General features: G+C 18.2%; 19 protein-coding genes, 5 tRNA genes and 1 pseudogene. 7 read left to right on the forward strand and 18 right to left on the reverse strand.

What is annotated here, in order from left to right:
* Window positions 1-23 precede the first annotated feature (23 nt).
* The 9 genes and pseudogenes from rplL to RJK19_RS00185 all read right to left on the reverse strand — a co-directional run bounded on the left by rplL (window position 24) and on the right by RJK19_RS00185 (window position 3,657).
* The gene (rplL, locus tag RJK19_RS00145; RefSeq protein WP_343184064.1) at window positions 24-392 is read right to left on the reverse strand and encodes a 50S ribosomal protein L7/L12; all 369 of its coding nucleotides are present in this window, start codon (window positions 390-392) and stop codon (window positions 24-26) included.
* An 8-nt stretch (window positions 393-400) separates the two neighbouring features.
* Window positions 401-898: a 50S ribosomal protein L10 gene (gene rplJ / locus RJK19_RS00150; RefSeq protein WP_343184065.1), complete on the reverse strand. Its 498-nt coding sequence runs from the start codon at window positions 896-898 to the stop codon at window positions 401-403.
* Window positions 899-1,119: 221 nt separating this feature from the next.
* Window positions 1,120-1,806: a 50S ribosomal protein L1 gene (gene rplA / locus RJK19_RS00155; RefSeq protein ID WP_343184066.1), complete on the reverse strand. Its 687-nt coding sequence runs from the start codon at window positions 1,804-1,806 to the stop codon at window positions 1,120-1,122.
* A 4-nt stretch (window positions 1,807-1,810) separates the two neighbouring features.
* Window positions 1,811-2,239 carry a 50S ribosomal protein L11 gene (gene rplK, locus RJK19_RS00160; protein ID WP_343184067.1) on the reverse strand — a complete coding sequence of 143 codons (429 nt, stop codon included), beginning with the start codon at window positions 2,237-2,239 and terminating at the stop codon, window positions 1,811-1,813.
* A gap of 18 nt (window positions 2,240-2,257) precedes the next feature.
* Window positions 2,258-2,796 (reverse strand): annotated as a pseudogene (gene nusG / locus RJK19_RS00165) (transcription termination/antitermination protein NusG).
* Window position 2,797: 1 nt separating this feature from the next.
* The gene (gene secE, locus RJK19_RS00170) at window positions 2,798-3,160 is read right to left on the reverse strand and encodes a preprotein translocase subunit SecE (protein ID WP_343184068.1); all 363 of its coding nucleotides are present in this window, start codon (window positions 3,158-3,160) and stop codon (window positions 2,798-2,800) included.
* A gap of 203 nt (window positions 3,161-3,363) precedes the next feature.
* Window positions 3,364-3,435, reverse strand: a tRNA-Gly gene (locus tag RJK19_RS00175).
* Window positions 3,436-3,460: 25 nt separating this feature from the next.
* Window positions 3,461-3,542: transfer RNA gene (locus RJK19_RS00180), tRNA-Tyr, on the reverse strand.
* Window positions 3,543-3,584: 42 nt separating this feature from the next.
* Window positions 3,585-3,657, reverse strand: a tRNA-Thr gene (locus tag RJK19_RS00185).
* A gap of 219 nt (window positions 3,658-3,876) precedes the next feature.
* On the opposite strand from RJK19_RS00185, the gene RJK19_RS00190 reads away from it, so the two are divergent.
* The 3 genes from RJK19_RS00190 to argH all read left to right on the forward strand — a co-directional run bounded on the left by RJK19_RS00190 (window position 3,877) and on the right by argH (window position 7,539).
* The gene (locus tag RJK19_RS00190; protein ID WP_343184069.1) at window positions 3,877-4,776 is read left to right on the forward strand and encodes a methylenetetrahydrofolate reductase; all 900 of its coding nucleotides are present in this window, start codon (window positions 3,877-3,879) and stop codon (window positions 4,774-4,776) included.
* Window positions 4,777-4,869: 93 nt separating this feature from the next.
* Window positions 4,870-6,102, forward strand: coding sequence for an argininosuccinate synthase (locus RJK19_RS00195; RefSeq protein WP_343184070.1), 1,233 nt, complete (start codon window positions 4,870-4,872; stop codon window positions 6,100-6,102).
* 66 nt (window positions 6,103-6,168) lie between these two features.
* Window positions 6,169-7,539 (forward strand): argininosuccinate lyase, encoded by a 1,371-nt coding sequence (argH, locus tag RJK19_RS00200; RefSeq protein WP_343184071.1) that lies wholly within the window; start codon window positions 6,169-6,171, stop codon window positions 7,537-7,539.
* Window positions 7,540-7,611: 72 nt separating this feature from the next.
* Here argH and rpoD read toward each other — a convergent pair whose 3' ends face one another.
* From rpoD to rpsU, 4 genes are all read right to left on the reverse strand, one after another.
* A complete protein-coding gene (gene rpoD / locus RJK19_RS00205; RefSeq protein ID WP_343184072.1) occupies window positions 7,612-9,444 on the reverse strand; it encodes an RNA polymerase sigma factor RpoD in 1,833 nt (610 codons plus the stop codon).
* Between the two features lie 62 nt (window positions 9,445-9,506).
* The gene (locus RJK19_RS00210; RefSeq protein WP_343184220.1) at window positions 9,507-9,947 is read right to left on the reverse strand and encodes a hypothetical protein; all 441 of its coding nucleotides are present in this window, start codon (window positions 9,945-9,947) and stop codon (window positions 9,507-9,509) included.
* Window positions 9,911-11,248, reverse strand: coding sequence for a DNA primase (dnaG, locus tag RJK19_RS00215; protein WP_343184073.1), 1,338 nt, complete (start codon window positions 11,246-11,248; stop codon window positions 9,911-9,913). The genes RJK19_RS00210 and dnaG overlap by 37 nt, the downstream gene beginning before the upstream one ends.
* Window positions 11,249-11,315: 67 nt before the next feature.
* Window positions 11,316-11,531, reverse strand: coding sequence for a 30S ribosomal protein S21 (rpsU, locus tag RJK19_RS00220; RefSeq protein ID WP_343184074.1), 216 nt, complete (start codon window positions 11,529-11,531; stop codon window positions 11,316-11,318).
* A 143-nt stretch (window positions 11,532-11,674) separates the two neighbouring features.
* Here rpsU and tsaD point away from each other — a divergent pair, with 143 nt between their 5' ends.
* Both tsaD and RJK19_RS00230 read left to right on the forward strand, forming a co-directional pair.
* Window positions 11,675-12,706 carry a tRNA (adenosine(37)-N6)-threonylcarbamoyltransferase complex transferase subunit TsaD gene (gene tsaD, locus RJK19_RS00225; protein ID WP_343184075.1) on the forward strand — a complete coding sequence of 344 codons (1,032 nt, stop codon included), beginning with the start codon at window positions 11,675-11,677 and terminating at the stop codon, window positions 12,704-12,706.
* A gap of 127 nt (window positions 12,707-12,833) precedes the next feature.
* Window positions 12,834-14,099, forward strand: coding sequence for a tRNA CCA-pyrophosphorylase (locus tag RJK19_RS00230; protein ID WP_343184076.1), 1,266 nt, complete (start codon window positions 12,834-12,836; stop codon window positions 14,097-14,099).
* 148 nt (window positions 14,100-14,247) lie between these two features.
* On the opposite strand, the gene crr is transcribed toward RJK19_RS00230, so the two are convergent.
* From crr to RJK19_RS00245, 3 genes are all read right to left on the reverse strand, one after another.
* On the reverse strand, window positions 14,248-14,751 hold the full coding sequence (crr, locus tag RJK19_RS00235; RefSeq protein ID WP_343184077.1) for a PTS glucose transporter subunit IIA: 504 nt from the start codon (window positions 14,749-14,751) through the stop codon (window positions 14,248-14,250).
* Window positions 14,752-14,816: 65 nt separating this feature from the next.
* Window positions 14,817-16,454, reverse strand: a complete 1,638-nt coding sequence (gene ptsP / locus RJK19_RS00240) for a phosphoenolpyruvate--protein phosphotransferase (protein ID WP_343184078.1) — start codon at window positions 16,452-16,454, stop codon at window positions 14,817-14,819.
* 48 nt (window positions 16,455-16,502) lie between these two features.
* Entirely contained in the window at window positions 16,503-16,760 is a 258-nt protein-coding gene (locus RJK19_RS00245; RefSeq protein WP_343184079.1) for an HPr family phosphocarrier protein, read from the reverse strand.
* A 236-nt stretch (window positions 16,761-16,996) separates the two neighbouring features.
* On the opposite strand from RJK19_RS00245, the gene ligA reads away from it, so the two are divergent.
* Window positions 16,997-18,751, forward strand: a complete 1,755-nt coding sequence (gene ligA / locus RJK19_RS00250; RefSeq protein ID WP_343184080.1) for an NAD-dependent DNA ligase LigA — start codon at window positions 16,997-16,999, stop codon at window positions 18,749-18,751.
* A gap of 24 nt (window positions 18,752-18,775) precedes the next feature.
* Here the strand turns inward: ligA and RJK19_RS00255 are convergent.
* A tRNA-Lys gene (locus tag RJK19_RS00255) sits at window positions 18,776-18,848 on the reverse strand.
* 34 nt (window positions 18,849-18,882) lie between these two features.
* Window positions 18,883-18,955 (reverse strand) — tRNA-Val (locus RJK19_RS00260).
* A gap of 127 nt (window positions 18,956-19,082) precedes the next feature.
* Between RJK19_RS00260 and gltX the strand changes: the two genes are divergently transcribed.
* Window positions 19,083-20,498, forward strand: a complete 1,416-nt coding sequence (gene gltX / locus RJK19_RS00265; protein ID WP_343184081.1) for a glutamate--tRNA ligase — start codon at window positions 19,083-19,085, stop codon at window positions 20,496-20,498.
* Window positions 20,499-20,561 lie beyond the last annotated feature (63 nt).

The following is a 20,561-nucleotide window of genomic DNA, read 5'->3' on the forward strand; positions in this document are numbered from 1 at the left end:
TTTATTTTAAGTATTTTATAAAATTATTTTATTTCTACTGTTGCTCCTGATTTTTCTAATATATTTTTTAAATCTTCTGATTCTTTTTTGCTTATATTTTCTTTTACAATTACTGGAGCTGAATCTACTAAATCTTTAGATTCTTTTAATCCTAAATTAGTTATACTTCTTATTGCTTTTATAACTGATATTTTATTAGATCCTATTGATTTTAATAATATGTTAAATTCTGTTTTTTCTTTTTCTTTTTTTATTTTTGATGTATTTTCATTTTTGGATATGTCTTCAGAAGATATATTAAATTTTTTTTCTAATTTTGAAATAAGATTCATAACATTTTTTACAGACATATTTTCTATTTCTTTAACTATTTTTTTTTTACTTATTGACATTTTATTTCCTAATTTACAATTTTATTTTGTTTTTTATTTTTTATTATATTGATTGTTTTTATTAATCTAATTATGCATATTTCTTTTAAAAAATTTATTAATTTAATTATTGATTCTTTATATGTAGGCATAGTAGATAATTCTGATATAGATATTATTTTTCCTTCAAACGATCCAATTATAGCTTTAAAATTAGGATTTTTTTTTTCAAATTTTTTAAATAATCTTGCAGCACTTCCAGGATGTTTTATAGAATATGCTATTAAAGTGGGACCTTTTATTTTTTTTTTTAAACATTCAAATTGTGTATTCTTTATAGATATTTTTAATAAAGTATTTTTTATAATTTTTATTATTATATCTTTTTTTGAAGATATTTTTCTTAAATAGTTTATTTCATTTGCAGTTATTTTAGAAAAATTAATTATAATTGCTGATTGTGCTTTTTTAATAAAATTAGATATTTTTTCTACTAATTTTTTTTTTTTTTCTATATTTAATATCATATTTATACTATTTCCTAAGATTTTAAAATATTTTATAAAAATATTTTTAAATTGATTATACTTTTTTTTATATAATATTATTTTTTATTTTTAATTACATATATTATTTTATTTTTTATTATTTTTTATTTATATAAAAATATAATATTTTTATTTTTAGGATAATAATTAGATATTAGATTTATTTTTATGAAAAATTTTGAAAAAAATTATTTTTATATTTATAAATCATAATGATTTATTAATATGGATCCACCCATTGTAGTAGATAAATAAATTTTTTTAAAAAATTCACCTTTTATTTTGGAAGGTTTTGCTTTATTTAAAGATTTTATAAGTGCAAAAAAATTTTCTTTTATCTGTTTATTAGTAAAGTTTATTTTTCCTATAGAAGTATGTATTATTCCATTTTTATCGTTTTTGTATTTTATTTGTCCATTTTTTATTTTTTTTATAGTATCAAATATATTATTTGTTATAGTTCCAAATTTTATATTTGGCATAAGACCTCTAGGACCTAATATATATCCTAATTTTCCTACTATTTTCATAGAGTCAGGAGAAGATATTACTATATCAAAATTTTTTATTTTTTTTTTAATATTTTTTATATTTTCTTGATAAATGTAATCTGCTTTTGCTTTTTTTGCTAATTCTACATTTTTTCCTTGTGTAAATACTAAAACTCTAATTTTTTTTCCTAATCCATGAGGAAGAATTACTGTGTTTTTTATATTTTGATCATGTTTTTTTGTATCTATATTTAAATTAATAGAAATATCTAAACTTTCTATAAATTTAGTTTTTGGAAATTTTTTTAATGTTTTTATACATTCTTCAATTTTGTATATTTTTTTTTTTTTTATTATATTAAATATTTTTTTCATTCTTTTAGTATTACTTTTCATTTTTTTAGTCTTCTATTATTAAACCTATAGATTTAGCAGTTCCTATTATAGAAAGTGCTATTTTATTTATATTATTACTATTCATATCTTTCATTTTTATTTTTGATATTTCTTGTATTTGTTTTTTTGTTACTTTACCTATTTTTTCTATTTTATTTTTTCCAGATCCTTTGTTTATTTTTGCTATTTTTTTTAATAATATAGATGCAGGAGGAGTTTTAGTAATAAATTTAAAAGTTTTATCAGAAAAAACAGATATTATTACTGGTATTGGAATTCCTTTTTCTAAATTTTTAGTTTTTTCATTAAAACTTTTACAAAATTCCATAATATTTATTCCTTTTTGTCCTAAAGCTGGGCCTACCGGTGGACTGGGATTTGCCATACCTGACAATACTTGTAATTTTATGTAACTTTGTATTTTTTTTTTCATAATAATTACCTTGATTTTTTATATTTTTTCTATTTGAGAAAAGTTTAATTCTACAGGTGTTGATCTTCCAAATATTGATACAGAAACTGTTAATCTATTTTTATCATAATCTACATTTTCTACTATACCATTGAAATCTGAAAATGGACCATGTTTTATTCTTATTGTTTCACCTGGTTCAAATAATATTTTAGGTCTTGGTTTATTTTCTATTTTTTTAAGTTTTTTTATTATATTATTTACATCTTTTTCTTTAATAGGTATAGGATTTTCTGGCGAACCTCCTATAAATCCTAATACTTTAGGAACATTTCTTATTATATGCCAATTTTCATCATTCATTACCATATTTATTAATATATATCCTGGAAAAAATTTATTTTCACTTTTTTTTTTTTACCATTTTTTATTTCTATTACTTCTTCTGTTGGTATCATTATTTTTCCAAACATTTCTTGTACGTTATGTATTTTAATATGTTTTTTTATTAAATTTGCTACTTTGTTTTCTAATCCTGAAAAAGATTGAATTACATACCATTTTTTTTTATAATTCATTTTATAACCTTATACAAATAATTTTTGATATTATGTAAAATAATATATTATCTATTATCCATAAAATAATTGATATTATAGTAGTTAAAAATATTATTATTATAGATATGTAAAATATTTCCTTTTTTTTTGGCCATTCTATTTTTTCTAGTTCTAATTTAGTTTCTTTTATAAATTTTAATATTTCATATTGTTTTATTACATTTTTTGTTAAAAATATTAATGTAAAAGAAGAAAAAACTAAAAATAGTATTTTACTATTAAAATTTTTGTTTATATAAAAATATAATAATGATAAAATTTCTAAAGATAAAAATAATATTATTATAAATATTTTAATTTTTTTATTATTTTTTTTTTTCATAGTATTTTTAAATTTTATTTATATATTTAACAATAAGTAAAAATATATAATATATAAAATATAAATTTGAAAGTTTTTATATTAATAAAAATATTTTATTATTATTATATAATTGCTGATACCCAGATTTGAACTGGGATCTCACTCTTACCAAAAGTGTGCTCTTCTTACTAAGCTATATCAGCTATTAAAAATTATTATATAGCAGGCAGCGGGAATCGAACCCGCATTATTAACTTGGAAGGCTAAAGTAATAACCATTATACTATGCCTGCTTTTTAAAATATGAAAAAAATATTTTGGTGGGAGAAGGATTCGAACCTTCGAAGTCTTAGACGGCAGATTTACAGTCTGCTCCCTTTAACCACTCGGGAATCCCACCTTAAAATTTTATTTTAATTAGAAAAAATTTCATAAATTAATATGCCGGCTACCGGAATTGAACTGGTGACCTACTGATTACAAATCAGTTGCTCTACCTGCTGAGCTAAGCCGGCTAATATATTTTTAAAGTAAAAAATATTTATATATATCCTAAAATATTATATTTTTTTTTTTATTTAATGTAAAGAAAATAATTATATTATTTGATATATTTTAATATATTAATATATCAATTATTTTTTAATTTAAAATTTTTTTATAATAATAATTATAATATTTTTTATGTTATTATTTTTAGTAGAACAATTTAATTTTTTTTAATATATGAAATTATGAATAATAATATAGAAGATATATATGAAAATTATATAAATTTTAAAAATAAAATAAATATTTCTTTTGAAATGTTTCCATACTCTAATAATCTTTCTAAGAAAAAGTTTAATAATAGTTTTTTGAAACTTTGTAAAATAAAACCTGATTTTTTTTCTATTACTTGTAGTCAAAATTATGGAGGAAATTATAAAACTTATAATTTAATAAAAAAAATTAAAAAAAAAACTAAAACAGAAATTATACCTCATTTTACGTGTTTAGGATATTCTAAAACAGAAATAAAAAATATTGCAATTAATTATTGGAACTTAGGAATTAGAAAAATATTAGCATTAAGAGGAGATAATTTTTCTAATAAACTAAACAATATTTTTTCAAATGCTTCAGATTTTGTTTATGAATTAAAAAAAATAAAAGATTTTAAAATTTTTGTTGCTGCTTATCCTGAAATTCATCCAGAATCTAAAAATAAAAAAGAAGATATATATAATTTAAAGAAAAAGTTTGATAATGGAGCTAATAGAGCTATTACACAATTTTTTTTTAATGTAGACAATTATCTTAAATTTAGAGACGAATGTTTTAACTATGGAATTAAAAAAGAAATAATTCCTGGAATATTACCTATATATGATTTATTTCAATTAAAAAAATTTGCTAGTATGACGAATGTTTATGTTCCTAAATTTATTTATAACATTTTTAATTCTATAAAAAATAATTCTAATTCTTATAAAATAATTAGTAGTATAATATTAATGAATATTATTAATAAATTATTTTTAGAAGGAGTTAGATCTTTTCATTTTTATACTTTAAATAGAGCAGATATTGTTTTTTCAATAGGATATTTATTAAAAATTAAAAAAAATAATTTTAGTAGTATTATACAATAAAAATATATAAATTTTTTATAAAAAATTAAAAAATTTTAAATATTTTTATATATTATATAAAAAAAATTTTAAATTTTAGGTTAAAAATATATTATGATAAAAAGTAAAAGTATAAAAAAAGTAGTTTTAGCTTATTCAGGAGGTTTAGATACTTCTGTAATAATACCTTGGATAAAAGAAAATTATAAATCTGAAGTAATAGCTTTTGTTGCAAATGTAGGACAATCTAAAAATGATCTTAATGATATAAAAAAAAAAGCTATTATGTTAGGAGCTAGTAAATGTTATGTAGAAGATCTAAGAAAAGAATTTATAAAAAATTATATATATCCATTGCTTCATTCAGGATCTATATATGAAAATAATTATTTGTTAGGAACAGCTATAGCAAGACCTATAATAGCAAAAAAACAAGTTGAATTAGCAATTAAAATCAATGCTGATGCATTATGTCATGGATCTACAGGAAAAGGAAATGATCAAATAAGATTTGAAAGTGTTTATGTATCGTTAGCGCCAAATCTAAAAATAATATCTCCTTGGAGAGAATGGAATTTAAAATCTAGAATTGATTTATTAAAATATTTAAAAAATAAAAAAATAAAAACAAACTATAATAAAAAAAAAATTTATAGTAAAGATGAAAATATATTTCATGTTTCTACAGAAGGCGGATTATTAGAAGATGTTTGGAACTCTTCAGAAAAAAAAGATATATGGTCTCTAACTAAAGATCCTTTAGAATCTGAGGAAAAACCTAAATATTTAAAGATAAAAATGTTAAATGGATATATAAAAAGTATCAACAATAAAAAATTTTCATTATTAAAGAGTTTTAAAAAATTAAATAAATTAGGATCTATTCATGGCATAGGAAGAATTGATTTTGTTGAAAATAGATTAGTAGGAATAAAGTCAAGAGGTTGTTATGAGACTCCTGGAGGAACTATAATATCAAAAATAGTTCAATCTATAGATCAATTAGTATTAGATAGAGATTGTATGAGATGGAAAAATGTTATAGGTTCAGAATTTTCTTATTTGATATATGATGGAAAATTGTTTACACCTTTTGGAAAAATTTTAAAAAAAAATATAAAATTTTATTCTAAATTTATTACAGGAACTGTTTTAATAAGATTATATAAAGGAAATGTAGTTGTTTTAAAGAAAAAATCTATAAAATCTTTATATTCAAAAAAATTTTCTACTTTTAATAACAGTAATTTTTCTTATAAACATAGTGATGCGGATGGATTTATAAAGTTGTTTACTATGCCATATTTAGTAAGATCTATAAAAAAAAATATTAAATTAAAAAAATAATTAATGTTATTTTATTTTAAAATAAAATATTATTTAATGTTATTAATGATTTATATAGGAATTTTTATGTTTTTATGGGGTGGAAGATTTAGTAAAAAGTCTAATAATAATTTTTTAAATTTTAATAGATCTTTAGACTTTGATTATATTTTAGTTAAACAAGATATAATTTCTTTAATAGCTTGGTCTAAATTTTTATTATCTTCAAAAATAATTAATAAAATTGAACAAAGTTCTATAGAAAATTGTTTAAATGAAATAAAAAATGATTTAAAAAATAATTTTAGTATTATTTTAAGAAGTGATTGTGAAGATATTCATACATGGTTAGAAAAAGAATTAATTTTTAGAATAGGAAAAGTTGCAAAAAAACTTAGAACTGGTAAAAGTAGAAATGAACAAATTACTACTAGTTTAAAGATGTGGTGTAAAGATTCTGTAAAAAAATTAATTTCATATTTAAAAAAAATGCAATTAAATATATTATATTTATCAGAAAAATATATAGATGTTGTTATGCCAGGATATACTCATTTGCAGATAGCTCAACCAATACTTTTTTCTCATTTATGTTTATCCTATTATGAAATGATTAATAGAGATAAAATTAGATTAAGTAATTTGTTAAAAACCTTTAATTTTTGTCCATTAGGATCTGGAGCAATTTCAGGTATTTCATATAAAATAGATAGATATAAAATTGCGAAAGAAATTTTTTTTTCAGATATTACTAAAAACAGTATAGATAGTGTATCTGATAGAGATTATGTAGTAGAATTTTTATCTTGTATTTCTATAGGAATGATGCATTTATCAAGAATTTGTGAAGATTTAATTTTTTTTAATACTTCAGAAGCAAATTTTATAGAATTATCTGATATAATTTCTACTGGATCTTCATTAATGCCACAAAAAAAAAATCCAGATATTTTAGAACTAATAAGAGGAAAATGTGGAAGAGTATATGGATCTTTAATAAGCATATTAGTTATGTTAAAAGGAATTCCTATGTCTTATAATAAAGATATGCAAGAAGATAAAGAATGTTTGTTTGATTCTATAAATACTTGGAAAAATTGTATAAATATGATTTCATTAGTTTTTAAAAATATTTCAATAAATTATAATAATTGTTTAAAATCTGTAGAAAACAGTTATGCAAATTCTACAGATTTATTAGATTATTTAGTTAAAAAAGGAGTAAGTTTTAAAAATTCTCATGAAATTGTTGGTAAAATAGTTTTATATGCTATTAAAAAAAAAAAATATTTAAATCAAATTAATATTTCTACATTAAAATCTTTTAGTATTTTTTTTGAAGATGATGTATATGACTACATTTCTATAAACAAGGTTTTAGAAAGAAAAAATTCTATTGGTGGAACTTCTAAAAATCAAGTTCTAAATAGTATTAAATTAGCAAAAAAAAGAATATAATTTTTTAAAACAAAGCTTCTATTAAATTTTATTATTATTAGAAAGCTTTGTTTTAATAAAAAAAATTATTATTTAATTATCTAAAAAACTTTTTAATATTTCTGATCTACTTGGGTGTCTAAGTTTTCTTAAAGCTTTTGCTTCTATTTGTCTTATTCTTTCTCTAGTTACATCAAATTGTTTTCCTACTTCTTCTAATGTATGATCTGTATTCATATCAATGCCAAATCTCATTCTTAATACTTTAGCTTCTCTAGTTGTAAGACCAGATAATACTAAATTTGTTGCATTTTTTAAACTTTCTGAAGTAGCAGATTCTAAAGGTAATTCTAGATTTGTATCTTCTATAAAATCTCCTAAATGAGATTCATCATCATCTCCTATTGGTGTTTCCATAGATATAGGTTCTTTAGCTATTTTAAGTACTTTTCTTATTTTATATTCTGGTATTGACATTTTTTCTGAAAGTTCTTCTGGAGTTGGTTCTCTTCCTATTTCTTGTAATATTTGTCTTGATATTCTATTTAATTTATTTATTGTTTCTATCATATGAACTGGTATTCTAATTGTTCTAGCTTGATCTGCAATGGATCTAGTAATTGCTTGTCTTATCCACCATGTTGCATATGTAGAAAATTTATATCCTCTTCTGTATTCAAATTTATCAACAGCTTTCATTAGACCTATGTTTCCTTCTTGTATTAAATCTAAAAATTGTAAACCTCTATTAGTATATTTTTTTGCTATTGATATTACTAATCTTAAATTTGCTTCCACCATTTCTTGTTTAGCTTCTCTTGCTTTTTTTTCTCCTAAAAATATTTTTTTACTAATTTTTTTTACTTGATTTATAGATAAACCAATTTCTTTTTCTACTATTATTAGTTTTTTTATAATTTCATGTATTTCTTTTTTAAATTTTTCTATTTTTTTTGACCATGTTTTATTTTTTTTAATAGAATTTTTTATTGTTTTAAATCTTATTTTTTTTTTTTTAAATAATTTAAAAAGATTTTTTTTTGGTATTTTACATTTTTTTATACATATATTTATTATTATTTTTTCATGAATTAATATTCTTTTAGTTATGTTTTTAATATTGTTAACTAAATTTTTAAATTGTTTTGGAGTTAATTTAAATTGATTAAATATTTTTGATAATTTTTTTATTGATGAAACATATTTTATATCTTTTGTGTTTTTTATTTTTTTTATTTTTTTATATTGTTTTTTTAATTTATTAAATTTTTTTTTTGCTAATTCTATATCAATAATATTATCTTCATATTCATCTTCTATATTTTTATTATATTTGTTTTTATTTTTTTTTATAAATTCTGATTCTATTATATTTATTGAAAGAGGAATTTTTTCATTATTATATTCATATTTTTTTTCTACAAATCCAGTTATTATTTCTGATAATTTTATTTTTTTTAATTTTACTTTTTTATATTGATATAAAAAATTTTTAATTGATTTTGGATGTTCAGCTATTGTTGACTGTATTTTACTTATTCCTTTTTCTATTTTTTTTGCTATTTTTATTTCTCCTTTTCTATCTAATAATTCTATTGTGCCCATTTCTCTCATATACATTCTTACTGGATCTGTTGTTTTACCTAATTCTGAATCAGAATTTGAAATTTCTTGTACTTGTTCTTCTATAATATTGTCTCTTGAATTTAAATTATTTATTTGATTTAATGTTATATTTTCTAAATTTTGATTTTTATGTATAATTTGTATTCCCATTTCATTTATTATTTTTATAATATTATATATTTTATTAGAATTAGATAAATACAATGTAACAAAATTATTTATCTCTTCATAAGTTAAATATCCTTGCTCTTTTCCATGAGTAATAAGAAGTTTTAATTTATATTTTTTATTTTTCTTCATGGTATAATTTCCAAAATTATAAAAATATTAATAATTTAGTATACAAAATTTTTAAATATTTTTTATTTTTTATATTTTTTAAATATTTTTTTATTTATTTTCCATAGTTTTATTTTTTCTTTTTTTGTTAGGCCTTTGTGTCTTTCTTTATTTATTAAAAAATTTTGTTTAAATTCTAGATCTTTTTTAAATATATTTTTTATTAAATCTAAAAATACATCTTTTATTTTTTTTTTATATATCATATGATTCCAAATAGACATTTTTTTTATTATATAATATTTTTTTGAATTTCTAAATAATTCTAAAATTTGTCCAGTATTTATTTTTTTATATTTTTTACATATTTTTTTTATTTTTAATATTATATTTAATCCTAATATATTTTTATTATATAAATTTTTTATTTTATTAGGAATTATTTTATGTAAATTTGGATTTTGTATTAGTAATCCTATTAATATTTTTATATTAATATTTTTTTGTTTTTTTTTTTGTGGGATATTTTAAACTTATTTTTTATTTTATTAGGATTTAATTCATTTATTTCTAATATTCCTAATTTATTTCCTAATATTTTTTTTAAAAAAAATTTTATTATTTTTCCTGGTATTTTTTCTATCATAGAAATAGCTATTCTACTAAATTTAGTTTTTTTTTCTGGATTAGATAAATCGTTTTTTTTTAGTAACTTTTTAAATAATAATGTTGACATTGGAATAGCATTTTTTATTCTATTTTTAAATTTTTTTATTCCTTCTTTTTTTATAATACTATCAGGATCTTCTCCTTTTGGTAAAAATATAAATTTTAATATTTTTTCATCATTTATATATGGTAAAGAAATTTCTAAAGTTTTCCATGAAGCTATTTTACCAGCATTATCTCCATCATAACAATATATTAAAGTATTACAAATATTAAACAATTTTTTTATAATATATATGTTTATTGAAGTTCCTAAAATAGATATTGCATATTTTATTTTATTTTGAAAAAGTGTTATTACGTCAAAATATCCTTCTACTATTAATAATCTTTTTATTTTTTTATTATATTTATATACTTCAAATAGTCCATATAAATTTTCTGTTTTTTTAAATATTTTTGTTTCTGGAGAATTTAAATATTTTGGTATTTTGTTTAAAATTGTTCTCGCTCCAAATCCATTTATATTTCCTTTCAAATTTTTTATTGGAAACATAATTCTTTCTGTAAATCTATTTTTTATATTATTTTTTTCATTATATAATATTCCTGATTTTATTAAATTATTTATAAATTTTTTATTTTTTTTTATGTAATTTTTTGAAATAATTTTTATATTATTAGAATATCCTATAGAAAATATTTTAATACTTTTTTTATTTATTCCTCTTTTTTGTAAATATTTTATTGCAATTTTGTTTTTTTCTTTATATATATTTTTTTGATAAGTTAACGAAATTTTGTTAAGTACATTATATAAATTTTCTTCTTTAAAATACTTTTTAAAATATATATTTTTTTTTGGTATTTTCATTCCACTAAAAAATGAAAGTTCTTTAATGCTTTCTATAAAATTTATTTTTTCATAATTTATTAAAAAATCTATTGCATTTCCATGTACATGACATCCAAAACAATAATAAAATTGTTTTTCAAAACTTATTGAAAAAGATGGAGTCTTTTCATTATGAAAAGGACATATTGAATAGTAATTTTTTCCTTTTTTTATTATATTTATTTTAGAACTTATTAATTCTACAATATTAGTATTTATTAAAAGTTCGTTAATAAAACTTTTTGGTATTTTATATAACATTTTTATTAATTTATTGTTAATAGCCGGTCTTTTTTTAAGAACGGCTTTGTTTTAATGTTTATTTTGTTTAATACATTCTTATTCGTCTTAAATTTTCTCTATTTATTTTTTTTTTTAATCTTTTTATTGCCGATGCTTTTGCTCTTTTTTTTATTGTTGTAGGTTTTTCATAAAATTCTCTTCTTCTCATTTCTGATAATATACCAGCTTTTTCACATGCTCTTTTAAATCTTCTTAAAGCTATGTCAAAAGGTTCATTTTCTCTAATTTTAATTATTGGCATAAATTTTCTTTTTATTATATATTTTAAAATAAAAATTTAAAAATTATTTGTAAATTAATATTATTAAGTATATATTATAAAATATATATTTTATATTTTTTTTAAATAAAATATTTTATATTATTTTAATTATTTTTTTAAATATGAAAATATTAGGAATAGAAACTTCTTGTGATGATACAAGCATTGCTCTTTATGATGATAAAATTGGATTAATTTTTTGTTTTACCATAAGTCAATCTAATATACATTCTAAATATGGTGGGGTTGTACCAGAAATTGCTGCTAGATTACATTTAAAAAATATTTTTATTTTATTAAATAAATTAATTAAAAATAAAAAAATTTCTAAAAAAAATGTTAATGCTATTTCTTGTACAATAGGACCTGGATTATCTGGTTCTCTTTTAGTAGGGACTTCTGTTGCAAATTCTTTATCATATTTATGGAAAGTACCTATAATATTTGTTAATCATATGGAATCTCATTTATTTTCTTATATGTTAAACAAGAAATATTTTGATGTCCCAAAATTTCCTATATTATCTTTATTAGTTTCTGGTGGACATACTCAAATTGTATTGGCTAGATCTTTAGGAAAATATGAAATATTAGGTGATTGTTTAGACGATCCAGCGGGAGAAGTAATAGATAAAATTGCTAATATGTTAGGTATAAAATATCCTGGAGGAAGAAAATTATCTGAATTAGCTAAATTTGGAAAATCTAATATTTTTAATTTTCCTAAACCAATGTTATATAGTAATAATTTTAATTTTAGTTTTTCAGGTCTTAAAACTCATGTTAGTAGAATTATATTAAATAATAATTATATTATAGATGATATGTTTAAATTTAATATAGCTAAAGAATTAGAAAAAACTATTGTAGAAATATTAGTAAAAAAAAGTTTTAATGCATTAAAATTTACAAAATTAAAAACATTAGTAGTATCAGGTGGAGTTAGTGCTAATAATACTTTAAGAAAAAATATAAGAAATATGTCTAAAAAAATTAAAAATTGTTTTGTACACTTTACAAATAATAAATTTTGTACTGACAATGCAGCCATGGTAGCATATTTAGGAATGCTTTATTTTAAAAATGGTATGTATTCTTCTCCAAAAATATTTTTTTTTCCAAAGTTGTCTATTTCAAATAATATTTATTTCTAATATTTTAATTTTTCATTTATATATTATTTATATAAAATATTTTATAAAAAAAATATTATTTTATTTTAATATAAAACATTTTTAAAATTTAAAATTATTTACATAAAATATTTTTTTTGAGAAAATTATGAAAATATATTTAGTAGGAGGAGCTATAAGAAATAAAATTTTAGGATTACCTGTTAAAGATAGAGATTGGGTTGTTGTTGGGTCTAATACTAAATTTTTTATAAAGAACAAATATAAACAAGTTGGAAAAAAGTTTCCAGTATTTTTACATCCACATACTCATGAAGAGTATGCTTTAGCTAGAACTGAAAAAAAAAATGGTTTTGGATACAAAGGATTTAAAGTTAATTATTCTTCTGATATTACTTTAAAAGAAGATTTATATAGAAGAGATATTACTATTAATGCTATAGCTAAAGATAAAAATGGAAAATATTTTGATCCATTTAATGGATTAAAAGATATTAAAAAATGTATATTAAAACATATATCTAGTTCTTTTTCTGACGATCCTTTAAGAGTTTTTAGAGTAGCTAGATTTGCTGCATTATTATTTCATTTAGGTTTTAGTATATATAAAGATACATTATGTTTAATGTCTAGTGATTATATTAAAAATGAAATAAAATATTTAGAAAAAGAAAGAATTTGGCAAGAAACAGAAAAAGCATTTAGAACTAAAAATCCAAATATATATTTTAAAGTTCTTTTTAAATGTAATTTAATAGAAATAATTTTTCCTGAAATATATTGTTTACTTAATTTGAACAAAAAACTATATTTTTTAAATAAAAAATATTTTTTTAGACAAAACATTTTTAAAAGTCTTTCATATATTTCTAAATTTACAAATAAAGTTGACATAAAAATTTCATTTTTCATTCAAATGTTTTTTTTAAATATTTATTTTTGTATTCCTAACAATAGTAAATTTTTATTTTTTGATTTTTTTTTAAAATATATTAATAATTTTTTTGTTAGAATAAATGTTCCAAACAAAATAAAAAATTTATCTATAATATTTGTTAAAAATATAAATTTTTTAATAAATATACATAATAAATCTTCGAAAGAAATAGTGCTTTTATTTAAAAAAATTAATGCTTGGAGAAATCCAGACATAGTTGAAAAATTATCTATTTTAATAGATTTTTATATTGACTTTTTAAACATTTTTTATAAAAATTTTTTTAATAATGATATTTCTTCCGGAAAATATTTAAAAAATGTTTTTAAAATTTCTAGATCTATTTCTTTTAAATCTATAAATAAAAATATTAAAAATGGTATAGAAATACAAAAAAAAATTAATAAATTAAAAGAATTAGCTATAGATAATTGGAGATATTTTTTAAATAAAAAAATATATAAAAATAAATTATAATATATTTTTTATTATAATATTTTTAATATTATTTTTATATATTTTAAAATATTTTTTTTAATTTATATTAAATTATATTTAATGAAATATTTTTTTATTTTTTTTTATATTTTTTATTATTCAAAACGGCACTTTTAGTGCCGTTTTTCTAATTTTCGACAATCATTATTATAGTTTTTCCTGAAGTAATTTTTCCTGACATTTTTTTTATTTTTTTTATTTTTTCCATATTTGATATAACAACTGGAGTAATAACAGATTTTGCGTTTTTTTTTAACATTGGCAAATCAAAAGTTATAATTAAATCTCCTATTTTTACATTTTGATTTTCATTAGCAAATTTTTCAAATCCTTTTCCTTTTAGTTTTATAGTATCTATTCCAAAATGTACAAATAATTCTATTCCTTCGTCAGATTTTATTGAAAAAGCATGTAAAGTATTAAATATTTTACTTATTTTTCCATTTACTGGGGAAACAATACTATTACCTGTAGGTTGTATTGCGATACCATCTCCAACAATTTTGTCTGAAAAAACTATGTCTGGTACTTTTTCAATATCAATTATTTCTCCAGATAGTGGAGCAAAAATTTCTATTTCTTTATTTTCACAATTTTTTTTATTTCCAAAAATATTAGAAAAAATACCCATTAGTTTCTCCTAAAATGTTTATTTTAATATATATTTTAAATTTTTTTTTAATAATTTAAAATATTTTATTTTTTTTCTTTAAAATAACTTTCTCTAATTATTTTTTTAATATTAGGTATTTCTGGAGAATTAACACTAAATTCGTCTATACCAATTTTAACTAAAAGTTTTGTAGCTAAAGGATTACTAGCTAATTCACCACATATTCCTGTCCATTTTCCATTTTTGTGAGATGCTTTTACAACTATTTTTATTAATTTTATTACAGATGGATGCATTTGATTATATAAATGAGAAACTAAATCATTTCCTCTATCAACGGCTAATGTATATTGAGTTAAATCATTACTTCCTATACTAAAGAAATCTACTTCTTTAGATAAATCATTGGATATTAAAGCTGCAGCAGGAGTTTCTATCATTATTCCTATTTTTATATTTTTATTAAAAGGAATATTATCTTTTTTTAATTTTTTTTTAACTTTTTCTATTTCTTTTTTTAAAAAATATATTTCTTTTAATGATATTATCATAGGAAACATTATTTTTAATTTTCCAAAATTAGATGCTCTTAATATTGCTCTTAATTGTGTTCTAATTATATTTATTTTTTTATAATATATTCTTATAGCTCTATATCCTAAAAATGGATTTTCTTCTTTAGGTAAATTTAAATATTTACAGTTTTTATCACCTCCTATATCTAATGTTCTTATTATTACTTCTTTATTTTTCATCTTCTCTACAATTTTTTTATAAATAATAAATTGTTCTTCTTCTGTAGGAAGTTTATTTTTACTCATATATAAAAATTCTGTTCTATAAAGTCCTATAGATTGTGCACCATTTTTTTTTGCTATATTAATGTCATTTATTTTATTTATATTAGCTCCTATTTTTATTTCTTTTCCATCTAAAGTAGTAGCTTTTAAGTTTTTAAAAATTTCTAATTTTTTTTTGTTTTTTAAAAATTTTTTATTTATTTTTTTTTTTGATATTATTGTTTTTTTTTCAGGATTTATATGAATTTCATTATTTATACTATCTAATATTATAAAATCTTTATTTTTTACTTTTTTTGTAATATTTTTTACTCCAACTATTGCTGGTATTCCAAGAGATTTTGCTATTATAGAAGTATGAGATGTTTCTCCTCCTAACTCTGTAATAAAACCTAATATGTTTTTTTTATTTATTTGAGAAGTTTCAGAAGGTGTTAAATCTTTACATATTAAAATTACTTTTTTATTTATTTTACTTAAATTTTTTATATTAATATTTAAAATATTGTTTATTATTCTTTTTCCTATGTCTTTTATATCAATTATTCTATTTTTCAAATATTTGTTTTTTATTTTCTTCATTTCTTTTATTTGTTTTTTAATTACTTTTTTTGTAGAAATTTCTGCTGTATTTCTTTTATTTATCAAATTTATTATATCTTTTGATAATTCATCATCCTTTAATATCATTATGTGTCCTTCAAAAATTTCTGATTTACTTTTTCCTAATTTTTTTTCTGTATATTTTTTAATTTTTTTTATTTGATTAATTGATTTTTTTATAGATTTTAGAAATTTTTTTATTTCTAAATTTATTTTTTTTTTTGAAATTTTTTCTTTTTTAATTTTTTTATTTTCTAAATTTATTAATAGCGATTTTCCTAATGCTATTCCTTTTGAAACTATAATTCCTGAAATCATAATTTTCCCTTAAAATTTAAATTGTATTATATATTTTTTTTAATTTTTTTATTTTAAGTTTGATATAAATTTTTTTAAATGATATATTGCCTTTTCTTCATCTTTTCCTTCTGCTGTTATTTTTATTTTTTTTCCATATGATAGTTCTAATGTTTGTATTTTAAATAAACTTTTTGCATTAACAGTATTTTTTCCTAATGTTATTTTTATATTAGAAACAAATTTTTTTGCTTCTTTTACAAATAATGAAGCTGGTCTTATATGAAGTCCATTTTTTAATTTAATTTTTATTTCTTTTGTTAACATTTTTTTTCTCATTAATTTTAAAAATATTTTTATAATTTTATTTATTATATTTTTATAGAAAACAAATATTTTAATTTTAAAATAACATGATTTTAAATAAAAATGTAAGCCTTTAAAAATTTATATAAATATTTTTATATATTTTAATAACTAAAAAAATTAAAAATGTTTATTTTAAATAATATATATATAATTAAGTTTTTAAACTATTTATAAAATTAAAAATTTATAAAATTATGAAATATATTGAAAATATAATTAAGAATTTAAGAAAAAAAATAAAATTATATGAATATTTTTATAACGTGTTAAATGTTTCTTTAGTTTCTGATTATGAATATGATATTTTATTAAAAAAATTATTAAAATTAGAAAAAAAATTTTCAGAATATGATTCTGATATTTCTCCTACGAAACAAATAGGAAATAATTTTTCTGAAGAATTTAAGTTGCGAAATCATATATTGCCTATGCTTTCATTAGAAAGTGTTTATAAAATAAGTAATTTTTATAATTTTTATAATTTTATCAAAAAAAAAATTAATAACGATAATTTAAAATTTTGTTGCGAACTTAAAATTGATGGTGTTGCTCTTAATGTATTATATAAAGATAAATTATTAGTACATGCTCTTACTAGAGGAAATGGATATTCAGGAGAAAACGTAACTAGTAATATAAGTGTAATAAAAAATTTACCTAAAAAATTATTAGGAAAAAATGTTCCAAAAGTTCTAGAGGTTAGAGGTGAAGTTTTTATATTAAAATCTGATTTTTTAAATTTAAACAAAAATTTACATAATAATTTTAAGAAATCTTTTTCAAATACTAGAAATATTGTTTCTGGTATTTTAAGAAGAAAAAAAAAATCTTATATATTTAATGAAAAACTATTTTTTATTGTATATGGTGTTGGTTTTGTACATCCAAACAATTATTTTAAAAGTCATTATTTTATGTTAAATAAATTGAGATCTTTTGGATTTAATATAAGTAAATATAATAATTTTTGTAAAAAAAAATGTAATGTTATTAGTTTTTTTAAAAGAAGTTTATTAATGAAAAACAAAATTGATTTTGATATAGATGGTATAGTTATAAAATTAGATTCAATAAATTTACAAAAAAAAATTGGATATACTAATAAATTTCCTAAGTGGGCTATAGCAATTAAATTTAATACAAAAAATATATTAACAAAAATATTAAATATAAATTTTAAAGTAGGAAGGACTGGAATAATAACTCCTGTAGCTAAATTGTTTCCTATAAATTTTTCTGGAGTTATAGTAAAAAATGTATCTTTATATAATAAAGATAATATAAAAAAATTAAAAATAAATATAGGATCTTATGTATTAGTAAAAAGATCAGGAAATGTAATACCTAAAATTGTTAAAGTGATTTACAACAAAAATTGTAAAAATTTAAAAAAAATATTTTTTCCTAAAATATGTCCTTGTTGTAAATCTAATTTAGTTTTAAATAAAAACAAAAAATTGTATGTATGTATGAATGGTGTATTTTGCAATTCTCAAAAGAAAAAATTAATATTACATTTTTTTTCTAAAAATGGATTTAATGTTATAGGAATTGGCCCAAAAACTATTGAGATGTTAATTAATAAAAAAATGATAAATACTCCATTAGATATGTTTAAATTAAGTAAAAAAAAATTATTTAGTATAAAACATTTTAAAAAAAAAACTTTTGTAAATATTTTTAATAAATTAAAAAAAATTAAAAACATATATTTTTATAATTTTTTATATGCATTAGGAATTCCAGAAATAGGAATATCTGTATCTAAAAACATTTCTAAAAAATTTAATTCTATAGAAGAATTTTTATGTTGTATAAGAAATAATAATTTTAATAAGATAGTAAATATAGGAATAGTAATATCTAAAAATATATATAATTTTTTTATTATTAATAATAATGTAAAATATGTTTTAGAACTTTCTAAAACAATAAAAATTATTTTTTAAATTTTTTATTTAAATATTTTTTTTTGGGCTGTGCAGGATTTGAACCTGCGACCAATTGATTAAAAGTCAACTGCTCTACCAACTGAGCTAACAACCCATATATTTAAAAAATAAAAAATAATAATAAATTTTAGGTGATGTCGGGTTTGAACCGACGACTTCCTCCGTGTAAAGGAGGTACTCTACCAACTGAGTTAATCACCTATTAAAACAAATAATAACTTAGTTAGTATAATATTTTTAATATTAACTAGTCAATATTTTTGTTTATGTTTTTAAACTTTTTATTTAAAAAAAATAATTTATAAAATATATATTTAAGAAAAATATTATGAAAATAAAAACTAGATTTGCTCCTAGCCCAACAGGAAATTTACATTTTGGTAATGTTAGAACAGCTTTGTTTTCTTGGTTATTTGCAAAAAAAAATAAAGGAAAATTTATTTTGAGAATAGAAGATACTGATGTTCTTAGAAATAATTTAAAATCAGTAAAAAATATTTTAGAAGTAATGAATTGGTTAGGATTAAATTGGGATGAAAAAATATATTTTCAAAGCAAAAGATTTAATTTTTATAAAAAAATAATAAATTTAATGTTAGAAAAAAAAATTGCATATAAATGTTATTGTTCTGAAGATATTTTAAAAAATAAAAGATTTTATCAAATTTTAAAAAAAAAAAAACCTAAATATGATGGAACATGCAGAAATTTAGAAAATAACATTTTTTTTAATAAAAAATCTTTTGTAATAAGATTTAAAAATCCTAAATCAGGATATGTAGAATTTCATGATAAAATAAGAGGTATAATAAAATTTAATAATAGTGAATTAGATGATTTTATTATTCAAAGAAGAGATGGAAGTCCTACTTACAATTTTTGTGTTGTTGCAGATGATTTAGATATGAAAATAACTCATGTTATTAGAGGTGAAGATCATATAAGTAACACTCCTAAACAAATAAATATATTTTGTTCTTTAAATGCTAATGTTCCTATATATGCACATTTGCCTATAATTTTAGATAAAAATAAAAATAAAATTTCTAAAAAAAATAGTAATATTAATATTATGAAATATTTTAGGGAAGGATTTTTGCCAGAAGCAATATTAAATTATTTAGTAAGATTAGGATGGTCTCATGGAAATAAAGAAATATTTAGTATATCTGAAATGAAAAATTTTTTTTCTTTAAATAAAATAAGTAAGTCTTCTAGTATATTTAATATTAAAAGATTATTATATTTAAATAAATATTATATAAATAATATAATTGATATTAAAAAAATAATTTTATTATTAAAATATTATTTTAAAAAAGAAAATATAAATATTAAAAATGGTCCTAATATTGAAAAAGTTTTTAATATTTTTAAATATAGATGCTCTTCATTAAGAGAAATAGTTATTTCTTCTAATTATTTATATGATAAATTTTTAAATTTAAAAAATATTCTTTTAATAAATTTTTCTAATAAATATATTTTAATAATATTTAAAGTTTCTTATTATAATTTTAAAGATATAGATTTATGGAATTCTTCAAAAATATGGAAAAAAATTGTTTTTATGTCAGATAAAAACAATTTTGATTTAAAAAATGTAATTGATATATTAAGAGTAACTTTTACTGGAAAATTTAATACTCCTAGTATTAGCAAAATTATTTATTTAATTGGTAAAAAAAGAATTTTATATAATTTAAAAAAATGTATTTTGTTTTTAAAGAGTTCTTTTATATAATATTTAATAATATTTTTTATTTTATAAATTTTTTATTAATATTACATGAAATTTATTACTTAA

It is taken from the genome of Buchnera aphidicola (Ceratovacuna keduensis), from assembly GCF_039372665.1.
Classification (GTDB): domain Bacteria; phylum Pseudomonadota; class Gammaproteobacteria; order Enterobacterales; family Enterobacteriaceae; genus Buchnera_G; species Buchnera_G aphidicola_D.